The following is an 891-nucleotide window of genomic DNA, read 5'->3' on the forward strand; positions in this document are numbered from 1 at the left end:
AGCGAGACCGAATACGGCACGCTGCGTTCGTATGCCGCCATCAACTTCAACTACCAGGTGTCGGGCAGCGGCACGACTGGCTACGACATGGAAGACGGCGTCAGCATCGAGCACGCCTATATCGAGCTCGGCGGCTTCCGCATCGGCAAGACGGACTCCTACTTCTCGACCTTCACCGACTATTCGTCGGGCGTCATGAACGACGGTATCGTTCCCTACGGTCCGTTCGGCACGCTGCAGATCGCCTACACCTACACCGGCGCGAACGGCTTCTCCGCCGGCGTCGCGATCGAGCAGGGCGACCAGAGCGATATCGCCTATCGGTCGGACATCCAGGCTGACGGCCAGGCGCTTGGCGGCATCACCCAGGACTATGCTCCGTTCGTGGTCGGCGGTCTGTCGTTCACGCAGGGCTGGGGCAAGATCGGCGTCGTCGCCGGTTACGACAGCTGGCAGTCGGAAGTGGCGGTCAAAGGCCGTTTGGACGTCAACATCACCGAGACCGCTTCGGTGTTCGTGATGGGCGCCTGGGACTCGGCCGGGTTCGACAACGAGAACTACTACGCGCAGTGGGCTGGCGACTGGGCCGTCTGGGGCGGCACGGCGATCAAGTTCAACGAGAAGGCGACATTCAACGCCGAAGTTGGCTATGACGACGGCTCGAACTTCTCGGTTGCCGCCAACGTTGCCTATGAGCTGGTTCCCGGCTTCACCATCACGCCGGAAGTCGTCTATTACGATCCCGACAAGGACAGCAAGGGCAACCAGATCGTCGACGCCGACGGCGACGAGGTCGACGACTCCTGGGGCTTCAACCTGCGCTTCCAGCGCACGTTCTGATCGACCTTCACAGGTTTAAAAGAAAACCCGGCGGGCAACCGCCGGGTTTTT

General features: G+C 62.0%; 1 protein-coding gene. It reads left to right on the forward strand.

Going from position 1 to position 891, the window contains the following annotated elements; genetic code table 11:
• A partial coding sequence (locus tag ACH196_RS38125) for a porin (protein WP_396651992.1) occupies window positions 1-840 on the forward strand: 840 nt, incomplete at its 5' end.
• Between the last annotated feature and the right edge of the window lie 51 nt (window positions 841-891).

Source organism: Mesorhizobium sp. IMUNJ 23232, assembly GCF_044326205.1.
In the GTDB taxonomy this organism is placed as follows: domain Bacteria; phylum Pseudomonadota; class Alphaproteobacteria; order Rhizobiales; family Rhizobiaceae; genus Kumtagia.